At 59.4% G+C, this 16,358-nt stretch carries 17 protein-coding genes and 2 pseudogenes; 9 read left to right on the forward strand and 10 right to left on the reverse strand.

Going from position 1 to position 16,358, the window contains the following annotated elements:
* Window positions 1–232 precede the first annotated feature (232 nt).
* The 4 genes and pseudogenes from NKH37_RS07750 to NKH37_RS34045 form a co-directional block, all read left to right on the forward strand.
* Entirely contained in the window at window positions 233–661 is a 429-nt protein-coding gene (locus NKH37_RS07750) for an SgcJ/EcaC family oxidoreductase (protein WP_353005878.1), read from the forward strand.
* 69 nt (window positions 662–730) lie between these two features.
* Complete coding sequence (locus NKH37_RS07755; RefSeq protein WP_352818068.1) at window positions 731–916, forward strand: hypothetical protein; 186 nt, start codon at window positions 731–733, stop codon at window positions 914–916.
* A gap of 650 nt (window positions 917–1,566) precedes the next feature.
* Window positions 1,567–3,312, forward strand: coding sequence for an adenylate/guanylate cyclase domain-containing protein (locus NKH37_RS07760; protein WP_023721869.1), 1,746 nt, complete (start codon window positions 1,567–1,569; stop codon window positions 3,310–3,312).
* Window positions 3,313–3,473: 161 nt separating this feature from the next.
* A pseudogene (locus NKH37_RS34045) lies at window positions 3,474–3,610 on the forward strand (integrase); the annotation flags it as partial.
* A gap of 178 nt (window positions 3,611–3,788) precedes the next feature.
* Here NKH37_RS34045 and NKH37_RS07765 read toward each other — a convergent pair.
* From NKH37_RS07765 to NKH37_RS07775, 3 genes and pseudogenes are all read right to left on the reverse strand, one after another.
* Window positions 3,789–3,938, reverse strand: a complete 150-nt coding sequence (locus NKH37_RS07765; protein WP_023721868.1) for a hypothetical protein — start codon at window positions 3,936–3,938, stop codon at window positions 3,789–3,791.
* Window positions 3,939–4,032: 94 nt separating this feature from the next.
* Complete coding sequence (locus NKH37_RS07770; RefSeq protein WP_353005890.1) at window positions 4,033–4,182, reverse strand: hypothetical protein; 150 nt, start codon at window positions 4,180–4,182, stop codon at window positions 4,033–4,035.
* A gap of 93 nt (window positions 4,183–4,275) precedes the next feature.
* Window positions 4,276–4,493, reverse strand: a pseudogene (locus NKH37_RS07775) (LacI family transcriptional regulator); the annotation flags it as partial.
* Between the two features lie 307 nt (window positions 4,494–4,800).
* Here NKH37_RS07775 and NKH37_RS07780 point away from each other — a divergent pair.
* The 5 genes from NKH37_RS07780 (at window position 4,801) to NKH37_RS07800 (ending at window position 8,966) form a co-directional block, all read left to right on the forward strand.
* Window positions 4,801–5,523, forward strand: coding sequence for an SDR family NAD(P)-dependent oxidoreductase (locus NKH37_RS07780; protein ID WP_353005879.1), 723 nt, complete (start codon window positions 4,801–4,803; stop codon window positions 5,521–5,523).
* Entirely contained in the window at window positions 5,520–6,650 is a 1,131-nt protein-coding gene (locus NKH37_RS07785; protein WP_353005880.1) for an S-adenosylmethionine:tRNA ribosyltransferase-isomerase, read from the forward strand. The genes NKH37_RS07780 and NKH37_RS07785 overlap by 4 nt, the downstream gene beginning before the upstream one ends.
* Window positions 6,651–7,295: 645 nt before the next feature.
* Window positions 7,296–7,904 carry a 2-hydroxychromene-2-carboxylate isomerase gene (locus NKH37_RS07790; RefSeq protein ID WP_352590996.1) on the forward strand — a complete coding sequence of 203 codons (609 nt, stop codon included), beginning with the start codon at window positions 7,296–7,298 and terminating at the stop codon, window positions 7,902–7,904.
* A 400-nt stretch (window positions 7,905–8,304) separates the two neighbouring features.
* A complete protein-coding gene (locus NKH37_RS07795; protein WP_031194881.1) occupies window positions 8,305–8,571 on the forward strand; it encodes an AbrB/MazE/SpoVT family DNA-binding domain-containing protein in 267 nt (88 codons plus the stop codon).
* Window positions 8,568–8,966, forward strand: a complete 399-nt coding sequence (locus NKH37_RS07800) for a type II toxin-antitoxin system VapC family toxin (RefSeq protein WP_352516340.1) — start codon at window positions 8,568–8,570, stop codon at window positions 8,964–8,966. The genes NKH37_RS07795 and NKH37_RS07800 overlap by 4 nt, the downstream gene beginning before the upstream one ends.
* A gap of 87 nt (window positions 8,967–9,053) precedes the next feature.
* On the opposite strand, the gene NKH37_RS07805 is transcribed toward NKH37_RS07800, so the two are convergent.
* From NKH37_RS07805 to NKH37_RS07835, 7 genes are all read right to left on the reverse strand, one after another.
* Window positions 9,054–9,293: a ricin-type beta-trefoil lectin domain protein gene (locus tag NKH37_RS07805; RefSeq protein WP_352590998.1), complete on the reverse strand. Its 240-nt coding sequence runs from the start codon at window positions 9,291–9,293 to the stop codon at window positions 9,054–9,056.
* A gap of 54 nt (window positions 9,294–9,347) precedes the next feature.
* Window positions 9,348–10,196, reverse strand: coding sequence for a carbohydrate ABC transporter permease (locus tag NKH37_RS07810; RefSeq protein ID WP_353005882.1), 849 nt, complete (start codon window positions 10,194–10,196; stop codon window positions 9,348–9,350).
* Window positions 10,197–10,202: 6 nt separating this feature from the next.
* On the reverse strand, window positions 10,203–11,084 hold the full coding sequence (locus NKH37_RS07815) for a carbohydrate ABC transporter permease (RefSeq protein WP_352591063.1): 882 nt from the start codon (window positions 11,082–11,084) through the stop codon (window positions 10,203–10,205).
* Between the two features lie 158 nt (window positions 11,085–11,242).
* Window positions 11,243–12,496: an ABC transporter substrate-binding protein gene (locus tag NKH37_RS07820; protein WP_031194880.1), complete on the reverse strand. Its 1,254-nt coding sequence runs from the start codon at window positions 12,494–12,496 to the stop codon at window positions 11,243–11,245.
* A gap of 707 nt (window positions 12,497–13,203) precedes the next feature.
* The gene (locus tag NKH37_RS07825) at window positions 13,204–14,349 is read right to left on the reverse strand and encodes an ABC transporter ATP-binding protein (RefSeq protein WP_352591004.1); all 1,146 of its coding nucleotides are present in this window, start codon (window positions 14,347–14,349) and stop codon (window positions 13,204–13,206) included.
* A 149-nt stretch (window positions 14,350–14,498) separates the two neighbouring features.
* Window positions 14,499–15,437, reverse strand: a complete 939-nt coding sequence (locus tag NKH37_RS07830) for a PfkB family carbohydrate kinase (RefSeq protein WP_352591007.1) — start codon at window positions 15,435–15,437, stop codon at window positions 14,499–14,501.
* Window positions 15,434–16,240, reverse strand: coding sequence for a beta/alpha barrel domain-containing protein (locus NKH37_RS07835; protein ID WP_352496431.1), 807 nt, complete (start codon window positions 16,238–16,240; stop codon window positions 15,434–15,436). The genes NKH37_RS07830 and NKH37_RS07835 overlap by 4 nt, the downstream gene beginning before the upstream one ends.
* Window positions 16,241–16,358: the final 118 nt, after the last annotated feature.

The following is a 16,358-nucleotide window of genomic DNA, read 5'->3' on the forward strand; positions in this document are numbered from 1 at the left end:
GCCAACGCCGCCATAACGCTCAACGAGTTTTGCGAATCCGTAGGCGAAGGCGGAAAGAAGCGCCAGGATAACCACTATTCGGATGGCCATAGGGGATCGTAACAGGATCCCACATTGGATGTCGCAATTCCTCCGCTGCCGGTAGTGCGTCAATTTGAAATTTGACCTTTGCCGTGTCGCATCCGGTCCCGGCTCCTATATGCTTAGCGGAGGTACGCAGGAGACGTGGGTCATGAGCGTGACGTCTGATAAGCCCGAGCATGTCGCTACCGCTTTTGCGAACGCTTGGAACCGGCATGACATGGATGAGTTTGCGTCTCTGTTCGCTTCCGATGCTAATTTCGTTAACGTCGTAGGTGTTTGGTGGAAGAACCGATCCGAGATCGAAGCGGCGCACCGAGCCACCCATGAGACCATGTTTCGGGATAGCCGATTAGAAGGCGATATCTCGTCGGTTGTGGAATTGGCTCCGGGGCTTGCTTCTGTTCATTGCACTTGGACGCTAACGGGAGCATTTGCTCCGGACGGCTCCCCGGCCGGGGTTAGGAAAGGCATATTGCTTCTGATTGTCCAAGAAGGGCAGTCGGGATGGCGAATCAAGGTGGCTCAGAACACGGATATTGTTCCAGGCGCAATCGCCCCAGCCGGCTCGAAAGGCTAGCTCGCGCCAACAGAGGCGGAACAGGGCGTGCGCCAGCGAGCCTGACCACCAATACGTATGCGTGTCGGAATGCCGAATTCGACTGCTTTGATCCTCGTCACTGAGGCCGTCAACGTCACGCGTGCCGAATTCCTGGTCTTCGCCAAGGCCCATGGCGCCATGGACCTGAGGGTACCGGCCGAGGTGGGCGTCGTTGCGAAAGTGACTATCCTCAGCTCAGGCAAGCTCGATTTCTCCGCCGTGACAAAATGGTGAGCGGCGAAGACATGAAAGCCCGAGCGGCTTGACAATAGCCGACTGAGGAAGTCGGCGTGTTTGCCCAATCACATGCAACTAAGGCCATCTTGGCTCAAAGGTAGCCTTTGGCCGAGGTCGGTTCTGAATTGAAGCCGGCCTACATCTATCACGAAGTGAACGGCAGTTTTGCGCTTCAATGCAATATCGGCCGCAGAGGCGGATTTTGCTTTCGCCCAAAAGCAGACATTGCAGCTGACCATGCTGAAGGTCACGCCCGCACCACCTGCCGACCTCAGCACCTCTAAGCGCAAACGTCTGGTGTAATGCCCGATGCGCGCGCTCGCAGGGCATCTCGCTGTTACATCGCCGTGACAAAAGCACCGCCACGGTGGCGTCAACCGGTTACACAGGGCAAGAAATATCTCCGGCCTTCTGGGAGTGACGTGTCAGCGTCTCCAGAGGCTGCGTGGGCGCGGCGACTGGAACGCTCCACGCCTCGCAAGAGGGATAGCGAAACCTCGTGAAGGCAAGGTCGAGCTGCGTTCTGCGTTCTATATCGGCGGCGGGCGGCGACCGGAGAGATGGATACCATGCACATGGGGCGTCTGGAAGTTGGCAGGACACGGACACGGGGCGGCCCGCGTGCAGGCGCTTGGCTGAGCGATGCAATGACCACGCAGCGCCACCTCGCAGCGATCCTGGCTTGCGACGTGGTCGGCTATTCGCGCCTGACGGAGCGCGACGAGCGCGGCACGCTCGAGCGGCTGAAGATGTACCGCAAGGACCTCCTCGAACCGCTGGTCTCTGTGCACCAGGGTCGGATCGTCAAGCTCACCGGCGACGGCATGCTGTGCGAGTTCGCGAGCGTCGTTAACGCGGTGACCTCGGCAATGGCGATTCAGCAGGCCCTGGCAGAACATGAGGCGGAGATGCCCGAGGAAGAGCGGATTCGCTTGCGCATCGGTGTCAATCTCGGCGACGTGGTCTGCGAGGAGGACGGCGACCTCTACGGTGACGGGGTCAACATCGCCGCCCGACTCGAAAGCATCGCCGATGCCGGCACCGTGGTCGTCTCCGGCACCGCGTACGACCACCTTCAGGGCAAGCTCGATTGCGGCTTCAGGCCGCTCGGCAACCTGCGCCTCAAGAACATCGAGCGGCCCGTGCGCGCCTACCGCGTCGAGTCCGACGCCAGCGCCTCGGTGGCTGCATCGCCTCCCTTGCCCGAGAAACCCTCGATCGCGGTCCTGCCTTTCACCAACATGAGCGGCGACCCCGACCAGGAATACTTCGCCGACGGGCTGGTGGAGGACATCATCACGGGATTGAGTCGGGTGAACTCCTTCTTCGTGATCGCCCGCAACTCGTCCTTCACCTACAAGGGCCGGGCGGTAGACCTGCGCCAGGTCGGGCGCGAGCTGGGCGTCCGCTACGTGCTAGAAGGCAGCATCCGCAGAGCAGGATCGCGGGTGCGTATCAGCGGGCAGCTGGTGGACGCGATCAGTGGGCACCATGTCTGGACTGACCGCTTCGAGGGCGATGTGAGCGACATCTTCGACCTGCAGGACAAGGTGACCGAGAGCGTCGTCGGTGCGGTCGAACCGAGCATCCGGCTGCAGGAGATCAAGCAGGCGCGCATGAAACCGACCGAGTACATCAGCGCCTACGACCTCTACCTTCGCGCGCTGCCGCGCTTCTACAGCATGACGCGCGAAGGCTTTGCCGACGTGCGCCGGCTCACCAACGAGGCGCTCAGCATCGACCCTGGCTTCAACTTGGCGAAGGCACTCGGCGCCTATATCCGCAGCCTATCCGTGAGCCAGTGCTGGCACGAGCCCGACGATATCCGAGTCGCCGCGCGCATGGCGCGAGAGGTACTGGCGGAAGCGCGCGACGATCCCACGAGCCTACGCTTCGCCGCGCAGGTGATCGCCTACAGCGCGAAGGACTACGAGATGGCGTTGCGCACGATCGAGCGATCCCTGCTGCTCAACCCCAATTCGGCGCAGGGCCATACGGGCAGCGGCTGGGTGAACGCACATTCCAGCCGCCCGCTCGTCGCCATCGAGCACTTTCACAGGGCAATGCGGCTGAGCCCGATCGACCCCGAGAAGGGCATCGCGCTCTCCGGCATCGGGATGAGCTACCTGATGCTCGAGCGCTACGAGGAAGCGCTGGCATGGGGAGAACGCGCGCTGCACGAGATGCCGAACTACGGCTCCTCGCACCGGGTGGTGATCATGGCGCTGGTCAAACTCAACCGGCTGGACGAGGCGCAGGCGGCGGCGCGGCGTCTTATGAAGGCGTTCCCGACCTACACGCTCACCCTGCAGAGACAGATCAACCCGTGGCTGGACGAGGTGTTCGCCGAGCGTTATGTCGAGGCGCTGGGCATCTCCGGCGTGCCAGAGTGATCGTCGCAGTTGCAAAGATGCCCGGCGAGGCGACGTTCCCTTGAGCTGCGTCGCTTCTGGAAGGCCAGTTCTCTGGCGGCTTGTCTTAGGACTGAGCGCGTAGAGCAGCGTGAACAGCCGGCGAGCTCTCCGTTGAATTCGCGTCGAACTTCCGGTTTCGATCCGCTTCTTATAAGGCAACAGGCAACCTCCGGGCGGTTCAGATCCTGCTTGGGCACACCGAGATCGAGAATACGGTTCGCCATCCGGATGTCGAGGTCGGGGACGCGCTCACATCGCCGAGGGAACCGAGATCTGATCACGATGGCCTCTCGACTTCGCGGAGAGGTCATCATGTTCTGAAAGCCACCGCTCAGTTACGGGGCTCGATTTCCGCAATGCGTCGCATCACAGCCGTTCGGCATGGAAGATGGTCATCCCGAAAACCGCCGGTCCACTGTCGCCCATCAAAGGCGGAACTATGCGGCGTTGAGGCGCTAGGCGAACTTGCGCCTCGTCTCGGCGGTTGAGACGAGCTCTGCTACTTCCTGAAAGCGGTCGCTAGCGGCGATCACAAGCCAGATCCGGCCGAGCACCCAGAGGGAAAGCGCCCACCGGAGCAGCAGCCAGAGATGCGGTGTTGGCATTTTCGGGCCCCCTGAATCCGGCCCGGCTGAGTTTGATGGAGAAGTTCGACCAGGCGCCAGGCATTAATCGGCAGCAGCACCAGTTCCATCAGGCTCAGGGTAAGTTGCCGATGAGGGCGCCATAGGTGGCAAAGCACAAACAGCTCAGCACCGCCGTGATGTGCAGCCACAGCATGGCTTTCATTGAGTAGGTGAGAACGGTGGAGAAGCTTCCGAGGAAGCCGATCGTCTCGGTCCAGATCATGATCATATTTCTTTGGTGGAGTGAAGCCGGTGGGCCTTGGTCAGCCGGAGAAGCCGCCGTCATCGAGAAAACGTCTCCGCGTCCGCCGTTCCTCTCCTGGTCGCGGCTGGCACTGACCACGACCGAGCATTGGCCCCGGCTGCGCACATGTCCGTCAAAAGTCTGCGCATGGCGGAGAAGTAACGATTGTCGTGGATGGGCAGCATCAGTCCGACCAGGCCCGATCGCGAGCCTCCCAAGCCCCGCGCCTGCAGATTGGTAGTGTACTGGTGGCGTTCGGCGAGGCTGAGAATTGTTTCCGCCGCCGCAACCCGATGGCGCTTGCACGGCGACACGCTTCCTTCACCGGCCTGATAATCACGGCGAACTCGGAGCCGATCGCCTCGATCGACAGCCAATACGCGGCGTCAAGACGATAAGGCGATCCGGCTCGGCATGATCGCGGCTGCGCTTGCGCCCGTTCCGGCCCGCTCGCATGCGATCAGCCCGCTGGCCGACAAGGCGAAGGTGCGCCGCGATACGTGAGTCTGGTCGGCATCGATCCACGGAATGAATGCTTGACCTCAAGTTAACTTCAGCTTGTACCAATAAGTTGTACGGATTGAAGGAGTATCGTCAATGCTGACCAACATTGATCTTCAGGGACTTCGTGTAGCAGTCACCGGCGGCACGTCCGGCCTAGGACTGGCGCTTGTCCGGCAGCTTGCCAGAGAGGGTGCGTTCGTCGCCTTCGTTGCCCGCACTGCCGCGAACGTCGAACGCATCGCTGACGAGACGGGCGCACATGGCATCGTCGGCGACGTCGGCAAAAAGGACGACATCTACCCGATCGCGTTGCAGGTCACCGCGAGCCTAGGCGGGCTCGACGTTCTGATCAACAATGCGTCGAGCCTCGGGCCCGTTCCACCGGCGCTCCTTGCCGATACCGAGTGCGAGGAGCTGGAAAAAGCGCTAGCGGTCAACCTCGTCGGCGCGTTCCGGCTGACGAAAGCACTGTTCGGTGCACTTGCCGCGTCCGCGCGCGAGGACCGTGGCGCGCTGGTGATCAACATCTCCAGCGACGCGGCGGTGAACGCTTATCCCGGCTGGGGCGCGTATGGTGCGAGCAAGGCCGCTCTTGCTCACCTGACGGCGATTTGGGACGAGGAGGCGAAGGCCGACGGCATCCGGCACCTCGCGCTCGACCCCGGCGATATGGACACCCCGCTGCACGCGCTGGCGCTTCCTGACGCCGATCCGTCGACATTGAAGCGTCCCGAGCTGGCTGCTGCCGAGATCATCGAAAAGATGCTCGATACGTTGCCGGCCGGCGCAACACTTCTCGCCGAGACACGCGGATGATTGCCGCCGACCGTCCGGATCGGCGCGCCGCCAGGCTGCTCGTCGTGGAGGCGGACGGCGCGACGCGCGACCTGCCGCGCACTGAACTCGCGATACTGTTCGATGCCGGCGATCTGGTCATCGCCAATGACGCCGCGACCTTGCCTGCCAGCTTGCGCGGCACGCACCTTCCCAGCGACGAGGCGATCGAGATCCGCCTGGCAGGCTGGCTGACATTTCCCGACCCAACCAACTTCCTGGCGATTGCCTTCGGCGCGGGCGATCACCGCATGCGCACGGAAAATCGGCTGCCTCCGCCCCCGATATCACCAGGCGATCACCTCCGGCTCGGCCGGCTTGAAGCCGTCATTGAGTGCCTTCTCGACCATCCTCGCCTTCTCGAGTTGCGCTTCCCAGGCAACCGCGCAGCGGTGCTTGCAGGACTGGCGCAGCACGGCCGGCCGATCCAATATGCGCATGTTCGCGAACCGTTGGCACTTTGGAATGTCTGGACGAAGATTGCCGCCGGGCCGGTGGCGTTCGAGGCGCCATCGGCAGGCTTCGCACTCGACTGGCGCACGCTCCAGGCCTGGCGTCGGCGAGACGTGGGCTTCGCAACACTCACGCATGCCGCGGGCGTGTCTTCCACCGGGGACCCCGCTCTCGACTTGCGCCTCCCTCTCGACGAGCCGTACCGCATTCCCGAGCGCACGGCGGCGCAGGTCGCGCGGGCGAAGCTCCGCGGAAGCCGCATCATCGCAATCGGCACGAGCGTGGTGCGCGCGCTTGAGGCAGCTGCCAACCCCGACGGCAATGTGCGTGCCGGAAATGGCATTGCGACAGGGCGTATCGCGCTGGGCACGCCACTTCGCGTGGTCGATGCGATTCTAACAGGCGTCCACCAGCCTGGCGAAAGCCATTTCGAGCTCCTGCGAGCCTTTGCCGACGATGCTCTGCTCGCCAAGGCCTCCGCAGCCTTCGCCGAGCACCGATATCGCACGCATGAATTCGGCGATTCCATGCTGCTCAATCGCCAACGGCTGGATCGATCGCGGACAGAACCAGGAAGTGCGCGAGACGAAGCCTCTACTCTAGGCGATCCGATGATCTTGGATTTCCAAGGCTTTCGAAAACGACATTTTGATTAAGTAATTCATCTAAAACAACTATTTTGACACTAGTAACTTCGACTCTAGGGGTCCGGAGTTCGAATTTCGCCGCCGGGAGTCACGCGCGAGCTGCGGCTGAGACGCGGATAGGCCCGCGCCCTGTGCCGCGGTGATCGCCACCACCTCACCAATGCCTATTCGCCGCGCCAGGGTGAGCCGGGAGCGACGATGGCGGTATTCAAGTTGACGCTAATACAATATTGCCTACGCTCCAACGTTGGGCGATAGTGTGCGTCGGGAGGCAGGAGGCCATAGTTGGCTTTAGCTTAGACTTTGCCCAATCACGAGAGAATACCTTGCAGCTCGTGAATCGGTTCAAGGCAGCAGCTTGTGCTTCAGCCTAGGCGGAAGATGCCAGGTGGATCGTCTCTTCCACTGTAACGTTGCGTGGTTGGGAAGCAATTCGGCAAGCCTTTTCACAGAGCGAAGACAGGGATCTCGCTTGCGCAATACAGGAACTCAGCAATTACCCTGATGTTTGGGCAGGATGCCTTCGATGCGCCATGACGACCAGGAAACTGGGAGGCGACGCGTGAAGTCTTGGTAAGGGCAGCTGGCAGCGTAGTGGTGGCGTCGACGATCGCGTGAACGCCCGGGCTCCAGACAGTGTCGAGGAGACAGCGGATGAGGCAACTCGAATTTTTCTATTTCCTTGGGAGTGGTTATGCATACCTCTCCGTCATGCGTATCGGCCCTTTGGCGAGGGACGCTGGCATTACCGTCAGATGGCGTCCATTCAATGTCCGCACCGTCATGGCGGAAAACAACATTGCGCTTCGCTCGCAGACCGCCAAGGTCAAATACATGTGGCGTGACGTGCAGCGCAGGGCGCGAACTCACGCGCTACCCTTCGTAAATGCACCCATCTGGCCAACCGACCCCGACCTTCTGGCCAACAGGGTTGCTATGGTCGCCGCGGAAGGCGGCTGGTGTGAGGACTATACAATCGAGAGCTTCAAGGCTTGGTATTTGGAGGGCGTGGCCCTCGGCGACAGAGGCCACCTTGAACACGTGCTTCGGCCACTCGGCAAAGACGTGGATGCGGTGATCGCTCAGGCCAACGCACCCGCCGCCCACGAGCGGCTCAAGATGGAAACCGATGCGGCGCGCGAATACGGAATTTTCGGTTCGCCTGCGTTCGTGGTAAATGGCGAAACTTTTTGGGGAGACGACCGGCTCGAAGAAGCGCTTTCTTGGGCAACCGGTCGGCATCGGTTGCAAGATGTCCATTAGCACGGAAGTGCGCGAGCCCCTTGGATCCGCCAATCGTGGCTGACCTGCCCTGTTTGTCCGCTATGAGCGAATTCGCCAAGGTGATGGTCGTTTCTGGCCGGCGGCGGAAAATCTGAAGAAGATCGCAGAGCAGATGGAGGGCAGCGGTCCAGACCGGCCGCAACGTCGAAAAAGCTATCTCGAGATACTCGAAGCGACCGTTCGTGATCCACTCGACGTTGGGAAATCAACGAATCTGCCGAACTAGGGGGCGAGAGCGAATCCACAGTCCCTGGCGGCTTTCTAAACGGCAGGAATGCGATTCTGTCGCCGCATGGACGCCAAGCTTGGCCCCGACGATCTGCATTGATAATAATGCAGATTTGCATTATCTTATTGCGATGAACAGGAAATGTTTAATATGACAACGTTGACAGTGACGACAAGGGGACAGGTGACGTTCCGCAAGGACGTGCTGCAACATCTGGGCATCAAGCCGGGCGAGAAGATCGAGCTTGATCTGCTGCCCGACGGTCGGGCGGAATTGAAGGCGGCACGGGCGAAAGGGTCATTCCGGGACCTCCACGGCTTCCTCAGAGGCAAGACGAACGGCCAGGTGCTCAGCATCGAGGAGATCAACGAGGCGATAGCGGAAGCGGGCGCCGCGGCCGGGTCCGGCAAGGAATGAGGGTTACGGCCGACACGAATGTGCTGCTGCGCGCCTATGTCGCCGATGATGAGGGGCAGGCGGCCGTTGCCGTCGACCTGCTGGCCAAAGCGGACATCGTGGCCGTGAGCTTGCAGGCCTTGTGCGAGTTCGCCTGGGTTCTGGCCAGGCAATACCAGACAGAGCGCGAAAATATTGCCGCGGCGATCCGGGCGTTGCTGAACACCGCGAATGTTGTCGTCAACCGGCCGGCAGTTGAGGCAGGGCTGTCAGTCCTCGATGCCGGCGGCGATTTCGCGGACGGCGTGATCGCTTTTGACGGCGGCTGGCTTGGCGGGGAGACTTTCGTCTCGTTTGACCGGAAGGCCGCCAAACTGCTTTCGGCGCAGGGACAATCCGTACAGCTTCTTTCCTAAGTTTTCCGCGGTGGTCTTTCGCACTGCGCTGTCGCGTCTGTTAGAGGCTGCTGCGAGGAATCGAATTCTGTTTGTCCCGTGCCACAATCATCTAGGTGCGGCAGGCAGGAGAGGCAGGTGCCAAATCTGATTGCGCGTGCCGGGAGTGCAGCTTTCCATAGTGAACTGTGCGCCGTCATGCGCGGTCAAGCATAGGCCGGAAGCACGACTCCTAAGTTGGCCGCCAGTATGATCCCAGCGTTGATTGCTTCCCTGCTGGCAGGAATGGACGATCACGTTCGAACCGGGTAGCCGGACATTGGGCGTGTTTGTGTTCAGCAACACCATTCCGGCCAATCCCTCAACGGGATGACGAGAGCGGCGAACTGGGAGTCCAGCCGCTCAGATCTTCACCGACCCGGCGGCCAAGCCCGCGAGGAAATAACGCTGTGCAATCAGATACAGGATCAGAAGCGGGAGCGATCCCAGCACGCTCATCGCCATCATCTCGTTCCATTCGAACGCATGTTGGCCCATTAGCAACTCGATACCGATTGGAACGGTCCGCATGTCTGTGGACTTCGTCAAAGTGAGCGCAAAGAGGAACTCATTCCACGCCAATAGAAACGTATAGACCGCAGTCGCTACGATGCCAGGCACTGAAAGAGGGATAACCACACGCCACAGCGCTGTCCAACTTGACCCCCCATCGACCAACACCGCCTCATCGAGTTCCCTTGGCAGGGTATTGAGGTAGCCCGTCATCAGCAGAATTGCGTAAGGCAAGGTGAATACCATGTAGGTTAGAATCAGCGCGAAGTAGGTGTTGAAAATACCGAAGGCGACGACCATGCCGAAATAGGGAATGAGAAGTGTGATTGGCGGGACGGTCTGTGTGCTGATGATAAAGACGTTGAGCGTATTCTTAAAACGGAATGAATAGCGGCTGAAGCCATAGGCCGTAAGAACGGCGACCAGCAGCGTCAGAAGCGTTACCACTCCCGCGACGAGATAGCTGTTGAGAAAGAAGCGCACCTTGACCGGATCATTGAAGATCGAAAGGTAGGCTACGTTGGTGAAATGGTCGGGCAGCAGCCTCGGCGGTAGGGCAAAGATCTCGGTGTTCGATTTCAACGAAGTGAAAAACATCCACACGATGGGAAAACCTGCAAAGACCAGACCTGCCGCGAGCCCCAGATATGTCAGTACGGTGGGCAATACGGTGTTTTTGAAAGAAGAGCGCTTTGCCATTGCCGGTCACCTGGCCTTCTGGTGTTTGATGTAGAAGTAAGTCGCGCCCATCGAGATGATCAGGATGAAGATCGCGCTCGCCGAGGCTTGTGAAAATTCGTAACTCGAAAACGCAAGCTTATAGGTATATGTGCTTAGCACCTCGGTCGCATGGATCGGGCCACCGCCCGTTGTCATCCAGACCAGCGGGAAGACCTGCATCGTCCAGATGAAATCCAGCAAGGCGATGCTGATGATGATCGGCATCAGCTGCGGAATCGTGATGTACCGGAACTTTTGGAACTCATTGGCCCCATCGATGCCTGCGGCCTCGTAAAGGTCCTTGGGGATGCCCTGCAGACCGGCGAGCAAGCTGACCATGTAAAGCGGGTATCCCGCCCAGATGTTCGCAAACGTCAACGCATGGAGCGCGGTTTTCGTCGAAGAGAACCACTCGACCTTGAAGTTGACGATATGGAGCGCCATCAGGATGCTGTTGACCACGCCGTTGGGATCCAGAATCAGCCGCCAGATGATCGCGATGATCACCGCCGTAAAAAGCCAGGGCAAGATGTAGAGAACACGCAGAATGCTTCTAACCGCCGGATGGACCCGTTGCGTGTTGAGCAAGAGCGCGAAGGCCAAGCCGATCAGAAGATGGAAAATGACGCTCATCACCGTGAAATAGAGGGTCTGCCCGACCGACTGCCAGAAAACCGGATCTGCGAAGATCGTCACGTAGTTCCGCAACCCTACGAAAGCAGCGTCCTTTTTCATGATCGCGCCGTCCATCAGCGAATAGCGCAGGACCGTGATCATGGGAAACAGCATGAGCAGGCAAAACAAAAACGTGGCTGGTGCCACGTAAAACAGCGGGATCAGCCTCTTTCTTGTCTTGTAAGAGATCATGCCACGCTTGCGCACTTTCGTTGGCGTGACGATCAGACCTTCGTTGGCGAGGCTCATGAGGTGTAACCCGTTTGATCGTAGGAACGTATCGTCTGGTTACGATGCAGCGGCAGCGCGATAGAACCATATCGCGCTGCCGGAATTGTCTGGAGCTGCGCCTACTTGGCGAAGTCAACCAACCACTGCTTTTGCGTATTGGCAGCCGCGTCCTTTGCGGTTTGCTGGCCGTCGAACATCTTTTGCACTTCGACGTTCATGTCTCGCATCAGGTCCTCGGCGACGGGCAGGCCCACGAATTCGTTGGCCAGGTGGCCGCTTTGGTAGATCTTGAAGGCTTCCTCAAATAGCGGGTCCGATTTCGAGAAGTCAGGCTTCGCGTGCACATTGCCTGGAAAGGCGTTTGCGAGCGATACCAGGCGGCCGTTCACTTCCGGGCTCATCAGATATTCAACGAGCTTCCAGGCCTCAGCCTTGTGCTCGGTGCTGTTGCTGATGCCGATGCCCCACGAGGCATAGGGCAGTCCGCGCTTACCCGAATAGCCATCAACCGCAGGCAGGGCAGAGATGCCGAACTTGAGATCGGGGTTGCGCTGGCGGATAAGATTGATATGTGCCAGCGAGTCGATCATCATTCCAACGCGGCCGTTGACGAACTCTTCGACCTTGTCCTGTTCCTTCTTGGCAAAGATGCCTGGCGATATGACGCCGGCGTCCTGCAGGGACTTGATGTATTCGAGCGTACCGACCACGGCACTATTTTCCACATCGGGCTTACCGTCCTTGAGCATCGACGCCCCGGAAGCCCACACCCAAGACATCACGTCGTTCTGGATGCCGCCGGGATTTTGCAGCGATAGCGGCAGCACCCACCCGTATTCGTTCTTGTCCGTATTGGTCATCTTCTTCGCGGCAGCGGCGAATTCTGTGCGGGTAGTCGGCATCTTGTCGACACCGGCAGCCTTGGCCAGATCGAGATTGACGAAGACCGGGTATACGAACGAGGCTAGCGGGAACATGACGCTTTGGCCGTTGACCTTGATGATGTCAGCGATCTGGCTCGGGTCATATTTGGCGTCGGCCATTAGGCTGTCCATCGACGCGATTGCGCCCTGCTTTGCAAGCCCGTTGACCCATGCGCCGTCCAGGCCGACGACATCGCTGAGCGTACCCGACGCGGCGCCGACCACGATCTGATCATGGGTGGCGGAGTAGGGGCCGCTGACAAGCGTCACCTTGATGCCAGGGTTTTTAGCTTCGAACTCATCCATGATGCCACGCAGAGCGCCAGCGGGCATTTCGGGCTCCCACCATTGGATGAATTCGAGATTGGTCTCAGCGAAGGCGCAGGTGGCAGATAGTACCCAGACGGCCACAGCGGACGAAGCCGCTACAATATATTTACTGACGTTCATGTTTCCCTCCTCGGAGCGATGTTTTGGCTCGATCCTCCCGATCGCGATCAAACTAGGTTCCCTTCCGGGTCTTTGTGTCAATCAAGAACTGGGATCGTGAAGAATGGCTGGGATAATGCGAAGCCAGAAATAAATGTAAGCAGTTGAATAATAACGCGATTTGTCTGAGTTCCGAGGAGATGCTTTTTCCATTGTACACATTGCTCGCGTCGCATTTTTCCGCTAATTTCGTAAACAAACGAAAGCCTGTTAGCTCAAAAGAAAACAAATGAAAGGCGCATCGATCGGGCGGAAAAGCGGGCTTTCGGCGAGGTCACGCACTTGCGAAGACGTCGCAATTTAGACGGCGTTCAGGCGACTCTTGATCGCTTGGTCGCTTTGTTGGGTGACCAATGGGCACAAGACGATCTCGAGCTCCCGGTGAAAAAATCGGCGTGTCGCACGCTGAACGATGTCGAGCAGGGTTGCACCGTTTGCCAAGGAGGACGGCCCGAAATTTCCCTTGATGCAAAGCCAACGATCTTAGTCGCCCACGAATGCTTGGCTCCTGGCCGGCTACGATCTTGCAGCTTAGAAGTCACGGCCCAAAAATAACCCTCAACCAACCGATTTGATGGTCGAGCGAGGGGTTCGCACACCAGAGCGGAGCCAGCGTCTAACAAAATTTGCGCGTCCGATTCTTTCCGGATCAACCCTCGCGGATCACGCTAAATTGCGAGATGCGTCTGGGGATCGAAGAAGTGCAACTTGGCCGCGTTGATCGCAAGATTAATCAACTCGCCCGGCCGGACCGCGCTGACGGCTTCAAACCTCGCTACGGCGTTTGCCGCACCGCTTAGATCTTCAACGGCATCTGGGTCGCCGGAATCGATTCGAACCGCATCGACACTCAGGTGAACGACAAGCTCGGATCCCAATTCCTCCGTCGACTTTACGATGGCCGGCAGAGTGGCATGGCGCGATCCCGATTCCAGACTGCTGTCGTAGAGATCCTCGGGGCGTATGCCGAAGATGAGTGTCTTGCCTTCGAAGGCGGTCAGACCAGGCGAGCGCTCAAACGCACTCGTCGGCACCGGGATCGAAAAGGTCGGCAGGTCGATCCTGCCATTGTGCAAACGGCCTTCGAACAGGTTCATCGATGGCGACCCGATGAAACCCGCCACGAAGGCATTGATTGGCCGATTGTACAGTGTCTTTGGCGTGTCGACCTGCTGAAGCACACCGCCTTTCAAGACCGCAACCCGGTCGCCCATGGTCAAGGCTTCGGTCTGATCGTGTGTTACATAAATCGTGGTCACCCCCAACTGTCTTTGCAGGCTGACAATTTCCGCGCGCATTTGCACGCGCAGCTTGGCATCGAGGTTTGACAAGGGTTCATCCATGAGAAAGGCCGCCGGTTCGCGCACCATCGCGCGCCCCATGGCGACCCGCTGGCGTTGTCCGCCTGACAGCGCCGCCGGCTTACTGTCGAGCAGCGTTTCCAATTGCAGGGTCTTTGCAATTTCATGGACGCGCTTCGTGCGCTCGGCCTTGCTCTTCCCCGCAAGCTTCATCGAGAAGGCTATGTTGTCGAACACTGTCATATGCGGATACAGGGCATAATTCTGAAAGACCATCGCAATATCGCGGTCCTTCGGCGCCAGATCCTCAACATTCTCGCCGCCAATGGTCAGGGTTCCGCTGCTGATCTCTTCCAGCCCCGCGATCATGCGCAAGGCAGTCGATTTTCCGCATCCCGACGGGCCAACGAGAATGAGGAACTCGCCATCGTTTATCGTCAGGCTAAGATCCCTGATTGCTTGGAATTTCGTCCCGTAGGTCTTGCAAATCTTGTCCAACACAACAATGGCCACGTCACATCCTCCCTATTATCAGCGCTAGCTAAACGTCGAATAGCCTCCACCCAGCGCGACTGCAGATCGAACCGGCAGTGTCATCGGCGCAGCCAAGGCGCGCTCCCCGGACGTTCCACCAGAAGCGGCAATATCCGAGCGATGAATTCTCAGTCTGGCGACGTAATCGGTATGGGCACAGGCGCATTTTCTTTCGCCATCCACGCGAGACAGGCGTTGTGGTCTGGCAGAGCCATACGGCCACCGCGGCCCGTTACCGAGATCGCGGCCGCGGCGTTTGCATAAATAACGCAGGCGACAGGCTGCCTTCCCTGTGTAAGGGCAAAGGCATAGGCCCCATGGAAACAATCCCCCGCGCCGGTCGTGTCCACTGCCCTGACCTTGTAGGCCGGAACGTGCCACAAAACGGCATCGTCCCTTTGCCGGAGGTAGGCGCCTCGATCGCCATCGGTCAACACGACCGCGGAGCGGTCATCCGACCACAGCTTGCGCAGGATCGCCGTCGCCTCTTTTTCGCCTGTATAGGTCTGCGCAAATTCCAGAGGGAATACGAGGTGATTTGATAGGCGGATCAATCGGTCGGTTGCAGGTCCGATTGTCCACTCAATATCGGCGATCACCGCCAGACCCAGCGTGCGGGCACGAGCAACGACCATCTCCGCCTGCGTGGCGTAGCCGTCGATCAACAATACCTGGGCTTGCGCAAGGACGCTGTCGGCCAGCGCATCTGAGGTCCCGTGCGGCACATCATCATCATAGGCGATGAACCGGTCACCATTAGGCGCCACAGTGATCACCGACCGGATCGGCCTGGCATCGGAACGACGTGGCGCGAACGATATGTCGACACCGTGTCGTTCAAGTTCGCGGGCGCTGACATCTGAATGTGGCTGATCGCTCAGCCAGCCGATGAAACCGGCACGCCCGCCCAACTTGGCGACAGCAACGAGTGCCGTCGCCACATTGCCGCCGTGGTCCCTCGTGCGATTTGTCACCCTCCCTTTGCCGGCACCCAGCGGGCTGTCGACATAGATGATGTCGTCAATCGCCAAGGCTCCGAAGCCCAAGACCTGAAGATCGCCGGTCACGGCTCACGTGCCGCAGCCGCCAAAGCGTCTTGCGGCGCCATCCCGTCGTGAATGACGCCCTTGAACGCACGCGCTGCCATCGTGGTGTCACCATGCCCCCACAAATTGCGCCCCACGACCGCACCCTTCGCGCCGGCGCGCAGGGCTTCAGAGGTCTGGGTCAGAGCGCCCAGAAGATCCTCGGTCTTCGGGCCGCCGGCGATAACGATGGGAACCGGGCAAGTGGCGACCGTTTCCTTGAATGAGTCGAAGTCCCCAGTGTATCCGACCTTGATCACGTCGACGCCGGTCTCAAAGCCAATCCTAACTGCATAGGCGATCTCGTCGGGCGTGAAGACGATCTTGCAGCCGTTTGAATAGTCGCGCGGATAAACATGAGCAACGACCGGCATTTCGAAACGAGCAGCAGCGTTGACCGTATCGGTAAGCCAGCGAATGTAGTGGCCCTCGGTATCGCCCCGCACCGGAATGGCGACGGCCAGCGCATCGGCACCGTAGCGCACGGCATCTTCGGGTGTCGCGATCAACTGACTGATTCGATCGTCGGGCGTAAAGCATCCCGCCTGAATGACCAGCGCCGCCTTGCCGGCGTAAGCCGGCCACAGATGACGCGCCGCACCAGGCTGAATGCTGATGTAATCTGGCTCTCCGGCCATCACTCGCTTGAGCGCGCCGGGGAGATCCGCAAGGCCGCCCTCACGGACGTTGCCATAGCCTACGAAATGGTCGACCGCACCACCGAACAGGTTTCCAGATCGATGCGAGAACAGCCGCGACAAGCGAATTTTAGTTCCAAGGCCCATATCGGTGCAGTCCCTTCGCGATTTTTGATCTGACATTGAGGGACCCTAACTCGAAAGCAAAACAATACTCAATATTTCGATTTCTTTCGTTTTGATATAAGATTGCGATTGCGACCGC

This window comes from Mesorhizobium sp. M1217 (assembly GCF_040318275.1).
Lineage (GTDB): Bacteria > Pseudomonadota > Alphaproteobacteria > Rhizobiales > Rhizobiaceae > Mesorhizobium.

Excerpts from the sequence above, each read along its gene's own strand:
- NKH37_RS07750 (WP_353005878.1), top strand. The coding sequence starts at position 233 with ATGAGCGTGACGTCTGATAAGCCCGAGCATGTCGCTACCGCTTTTGCG.
- NKH37_RS07755 (WP_352818068.1), top strand. The coding sequence starts at position 731 with ATGCCGAATTCGACTGCTTTGATCCTCGTCACTGAGGCCGTCAACGTC.
- NKH37_RS07760 (WP_023721869.1), top strand. The coding sequence starts at position 1,567 with ATGACCACGCAGCGCCACCTCGCAGCGATCCTGGCTTGCGACGTGGTC.
- NKH37_RS07765 (WP_023721868.1), bottom strand. The coding sequence starts at position 3,938 with ATGCCAACACCGCATCTCTGGCTGCTGCTCCGGTGGGCGCTTTCCCTC.
- NKH37_RS07770 (WP_353005890.1), bottom strand. The coding sequence starts at position 4,182 with ATGATCTGGACCGAGACGATCGGCTTCCTCGGAAGCTTCTCCACCGTT.
- NKH37_RS07780 (WP_353005879.1), top strand. The coding sequence starts at position 4,801 with ATGCTGACCAACATTGATCTTCAGGGACTTCGTGTAGCAGTCACCGGC.
- NKH37_RS07785 (WP_353005880.1), top strand. The coding sequence starts at position 5,520 with ATGATTGCCGCCGACCGTCCGGATCGGCGCGCCGCCAGGCTGCTCGTC.
- NKH37_RS07790 (WP_352590996.1), top strand. The coding sequence starts at position 7,296 with ATGAGGCAACTCGAATTTTTCTATTTCCTTGGGAGTGGTTATGCATAC.
- NKH37_RS07795 (WP_031194881.1), top strand. The coding sequence starts at position 8,305 with ATGACAACGTTGACAGTGACGACAAGGGGACAGGTGACGTTCCGCAAG.
- NKH37_RS07800 (WP_352516340.1), top strand. The coding sequence starts at position 8,568 with ATGAGGGTTACGGCCGACACGAATGTGCTGCTGCGCGCCTATGTCGCC.
- NKH37_RS07805 (WP_352590998.1), bottom strand. The coding sequence starts at position 9,293 with ATGGTGTTGCTGAACACAAACACGCCCAATGTCCGGCTACCCGGTTCG.
- NKH37_RS07810 (WP_353005882.1), bottom strand. The coding sequence starts at position 10,196 with ATGGCAAAGCGCTCTTCTTTCAAAAACACCGTATTGCCCACCGTACTG.
- NKH37_RS07815 (WP_352591063.1), bottom strand. The coding sequence starts at position 11,084 with ATGATCTCTTACAAGACAAGAAAGAGGCTGATCCCGCTGTTTTACGTG.
- NKH37_RS07820 (WP_031194880.1), bottom strand. The coding sequence starts at position 12,496 with ATGAACGTCAGTAAATATATTGTAGCGGCTTCGTCCGCTGTGGCCGTC.
- NKH37_RS07835 (WP_352496431.1), bottom strand. The coding sequence starts at position 16,240 with ATGGGCCTTGGAACTAAAATTCGCTTGTCGCGGCTGTTCTCGCATCGA.